We start from the raw sequence: 4,037 nt of genomic DNA, 5'->3' as shown, positions 1-4,037 counted from the left end.
GGTGCGAGCCCCGGGACTGACCCGGCCACTACAGGGGCGCGCTGGCCAGGCCGTCCTCGTGCCGAGGGGTGCGCCGGCTCGTCACCTTGCGGAACCATGCGAACGTGGAGAGGAGCCCCTCCTCCAGGGAGACGTACGGCTCCCAGTCGAGCACCATGCGTGCGCGGGTGATGTCGGGGCGGCGCTGCCTGGGCTCGTCCCTGGGCAGCGGCTGGAAGAGGACCCGACTGCTCCCGCCATGGACCTGGCGCACGGCCTCGGCGAGCTGGAGGATGGTCATCTCGCGCGGGTTGCCGAGGTTGACGGGCTCGGTGCAGTCCGAGAGAGCCAGCCGAACGAGTCCCTCGATGACGTCGCTCACGTAGCAGAAGGAGCGCGTCTGCGAGCCGTCGCCGAAGACGGTGAAGTCCTCACCGCGCAGGGCCTGGCCCACGAAGGTGGGCACCACGTGCCCGTCCTCCAGGCGCATGCGCGGGCCATAGGTGTTGAAGATGCGGGCGATGCGCGTCTGCACGCCGTGGGTGCGCCGGTAGGCGGAGACGAGGGCCTCGCCATAGCGCCTGGCCTCCTCGTAGCAGGAGCGCGGGCCAGTGGGGTTCACGTTGCCCCAGTACTCCTCGCGCTGCGGGTGCACGAGCGGGTTGCCGTAGATCTCCGAGGTGGAGGCCTGGAGGAACACCGCGTCCTTGTCACGCGCGAGGAGGAGCCCGTTCTCCGTGCCGAGCGAGCCCACGCGCAGCGTCTCGATGGGCAGCTGCATGGAGTCGAGGGGCGAGGCCGGCGAGGCCATGTTGAAGACGTAGTCCACCGGTCCCCGGATGTGCAGGGGCGCGGTGATGTCATGGCGGAGGGACTGGAAGCGCCCGAAGCGGGGCAGCTCGGCGAGGTTGCGCTCGGAGCCGGTGCTGAAGTTGTCGATGCTGATGACCTCGGCGGCGCCATCCTCGAGCAATCGCTCACACAGGTGTGAGCCGAGGAAGCCCGCGCCGCCGAGCACCACGATCCGCTTTCCCGTCATGTCGTTGTTCATGTGGGCAAGGGTCCGTCCGTTGCTCGGGGGGTGAAAGCGAGGGGGGGCGGACAAGGTCGACTCGCGGACGCTCCCGTGCACGAGACGTCCGCCAGCCAGCAAGGGCGGCGTTCGTGGGCACCCCCGTGGGCACCCCCGCGGGCCCCCTCGACACGTCGCGCCCAGGGAAAGCCATTGAACCTGGGGTGTGGGCAGCCAGGCTCGGTGGAGACGTCCGTGACGCTCGTGCCACCTCGGAGGCCACGGAACGCCAATAGCATCCGCCGCCATCGGAGCCCGCTCATCGCCAGGGACTTCGAGGAGGGCGGGAGCGCCAGTCCGCTCCGCCCTCCACACTTTCAATGTGAGGACGAGATGCAATCGGGTTTTTCGAGGGGCGCGCGCTGGACGGGGCGTCTGGTGTTGGCCTCCCTGACCGCGCTCGCGCTCTCCGCGTGCACGGGTGACGCAGGCGCGCCTGGACCCACGGGCAATCCTGGGGAGGCGGGCCCGCAGGGCCCCGCCGGAAATGGCAAGTCGCTCCACCCGAGCCGAAGCGCGCCGATGGGCGGGGCGAATACGCCCACTGGCTCGAGCAGGTGGGCGGGGGCAATGACTACCGGAGCAACGACGAGGTCCAGGCCCGCTTCTTCCAGCCGGACGGGACGCTCGCGCCTGACGCGGTGAAGGCGCTGACGAAGGACATCTCGGTGTTGCTCGTTCCCTCCGCGCGCCGGGCGCTCCAGTTGGACCGGGCCACGCTGGGGCTGGTGAAGGCCCAGCGCTTCGAGCGCGGGCGGGACGTGGTGCTCGGGGCTCCGCCGAAGGTGCGGGCCCGGCTGGAGCAGGACGGGGCAACGGGCATCGACGAGCCCGTCCTCCCGGGGTGGGTGGTTCCCGCGAAGACCGCTTCGCGCTGAAGCGCGAGCAAGGACGGTGTCAGGCGCTACGGGCCCTGGGCCCGCCCACGGTGCCGGCGAAATACCACTTGAGTGGTACAGCGTCTCCCTCTCCCGGCTGACAGGGTTGTCTCCGCCAGCGTGCGACGCGGGAAACCTCCCCTCCCAACCGGGGAGGCGCCTGCTGGTGCAAGCAATACCCGCGCACCCGAGGGGAAAGACATGACGAGCCCGTACCGCAATCCACGCACCACTTCGACCGCGTCCGCAGGGAAGGCCTCACTCACGGGGGCCCTGCTCCTGCTCGTGCTCCAGGCCACCCTGGTGGCCTGCGGTGGCGCGGAGGCCACCAGGCCCGCGCTCACCCTCGAGGGTGCCAGCAATCCGAGCACCCTGAAGGTGGGCGAGACGCTGTCCTTGAAGGTCTCCCTCCAGGCCGAGGGCGAGATCCAGAGCCTGGACGTGACGCGCAAGGTGGAGAGTGACGAGAAGAGCCTCCAGAGCCTGACCTCCAGCTTCCAGTCCGCCACGGCCCACACGTTCGACTTCTCGTACGAGGTGGAGAACTTCCCGGGCAAGAGCATCGTCCTGACGTTCAAGGCCACGGACAAGCAAGGCGGCACCGCCTCGAAGGAGTACACGTTCATCCCCCAGCGGAGCACGGCCCTCCGCGAGTGGAAGGGCATCACGCTCGGTGGCCCCTCCCACTCGACGACCGGCAACTTCTTCTCCAGCACCACGGGCGAGGTCTTCACCAAGGCCCAGGCGAGCACGAACGTCGCGAAGATCGACGTCGTCTACATGGCCTACAGCTCCCTGTCGTATTTCGTCTCGCCCTCCAAGGTGGGTGAGGAGGAGGGCTTCGAGTCCATCCCCGGTGCGACCCTGACGGAGTACCAGTACGCGAGCTCCACCTTCACGGCCGCGCAGTTCGACGCCATGGGAGATGACACGGCCATCGCGAACCTGGACATCCAGGAGTCCGAGGACGCGTTCACCAACGGCAGCATCATGCTCTTCAAGACCGCGGATGGCCGGAAGGGCATCATCAAGATCACCGGGCGGACGTCCGGAGCGGCCGGTAGCATCACCATGGACGTCAAGGTGCAGAAGTACCCGGCCCGGTGAGCCTCCGCCCCTGGATGCGGGTGTTCATCACCGCCTCTTCCGTCACGAACTCCGTGTAGAAAACCGCCGAGCGCCCGGCCCCGTTGGAGACGACGACGGGGCCGTACTCGGGCTCCTCGTGCCGGGCGATGGGGCGCCCACCGGGGTCGCGCACCGAGCCGTCGGGCCGCAGGCGCGCGCCGTACACGTCCACGGGCTCGTTCTCGGAGATGAACGAGCCGTTCTCCTCCCAGACCAGCACATGGTTCACCCCGTCGAAGGCGGCGGTGGGCCGCGACCGGAAACGCTCGCCCGACGCGACGGTGCGGGGCACGGCGTCCAGGACGGTACCGGCCCCACTCACGCGGGCCGCGGAGAGCCGCGCGGCCTCGAAGGAGCCTTCCGCCCACGCCACCAGCACGTGGGCTCCGTCGAAGGAGAGCGCGGGCGGCCCATTGAAGGCCGGGCCCGGTCCGATGAGGCGCCCCGGCGAGTCGAGCACCACGCCGTCCTCCGCCACGCGAGCGCCGCGAATGCTCTCCTCCGCGTCACCCCCGAGCCCCGAGAAGTCGAAGTGCCTCCAGGCGACGAAGAAGTGGCCCCCGGCATGAATGGCCGAAGGCGTCTGCTCGGTGGCGGTGGTGTCCGCGATGAGGAAGCCGCCGGGGTCCAGCACGGTGCCAGCGGTGCTGACGCGGGTGCCGTAGATGGAGGAGACGTTGCCGAACCCGCCGCTGCTCCGCCCGTCCTCCCAGACCACCAGGAACCTGGCTCCGGAGGCGGCCACCGAGGGCAGGGACTGGGTGTCCGCCACCACGGCGATGGGCAGGCTGACGGCGTCCAGCAGCACGCCCGCGCTGCTCACCCGGGCCCCGCGGACGTCCCGGTCAAAGGAATGCTCCGAGACGTCCTCATCCCAGACCACCAGGAAGGTGTCTCCGGCGAAGGCCACCGAGATGTTTCTCGGCGCGGGCCCCGAGGGCAGGGGGATGGGGGCGCCGAGGGCGCGGCCATCCGTGCGC

General features: G+C 69.8%; 3 protein-coding genes and 1 pseudogene. 2 read left to right on the top strand and 2 right to left on the bottom strand.

Translation table 11 applies throughout. The features are described from left to right. Positions 1-28 precede the first annotated feature (28 nt). Complete coding sequence (locus VF697_RS40785) at positions 29-1,018, bottom strand: UDP-glucuronic acid decarboxylase family protein (RefSeq protein ID WP_331103805.1); 990 nt, start codon at positions 1,016-1,018, stop codon at positions 29-31. Between the two features lie 590 nt (positions 1,019-1,608). On the opposite strand from VF697_RS40785, the gene VF697_RS40780 reads away from it, so the two are divergent. Continuing rightward, a complete protein-coding gene (locus VF697_RS40780) occupies positions 1,609-1,929 on the top strand; it encodes a hypothetical protein (protein WP_331103803.1) in 321 nt (106 codons plus the stop codon). A gap of 201 nt (positions 1,930-2,130) precedes the next feature. Beyond that, on the top strand, positions 2,131-3,036 hold the full coding sequence (locus VF697_RS40775) for a hypothetical protein (protein ID WP_331103801.1): 906 nt from the start codon (positions 2,131-2,133) through the stop codon (positions 3,034-3,036). Here the strand turns inward: VF697_RS40775 and VF697_RS40770 are convergent. Then, positions 3,008-4,037 (bottom strand): annotated as a pseudogene (locus VF697_RS40770) (hypothetical protein); the annotation flags it as partial. The gene VF697_RS40775 and the pseudogene VF697_RS40770 overlap by 29 nt on opposite strands.

This window comes from Archangium sp., assembly GCF_036388035.1.
In the GTDB taxonomy this organism is placed as follows: Bacteria; Myxococcota; Myxococcia; order Myxococcales; family Myxococcaceae; genus Archangium.
Note: the sequence above shows the minus strand (reverse complement) of the source record. Positions and strands in the feature narration are given on the sequence as shown.

Excerpts from the sequence above, each read along its gene's own strand:
- VF697_RS40775 (WP_331103801.1), top strand. The coding sequence starts at position 2,131 with ATGACGAGCCCGTACCGCAATCCACGCACCACTTCGACCGCGTCCGCA.
- VF697_RS40785 (WP_331103805.1), bottom strand. The coding sequence starts at position 1,018 with ATGACGGGAAAGCGGATCGTGGTGCTCGGCGGCGCGGGCTTCCTCGGC.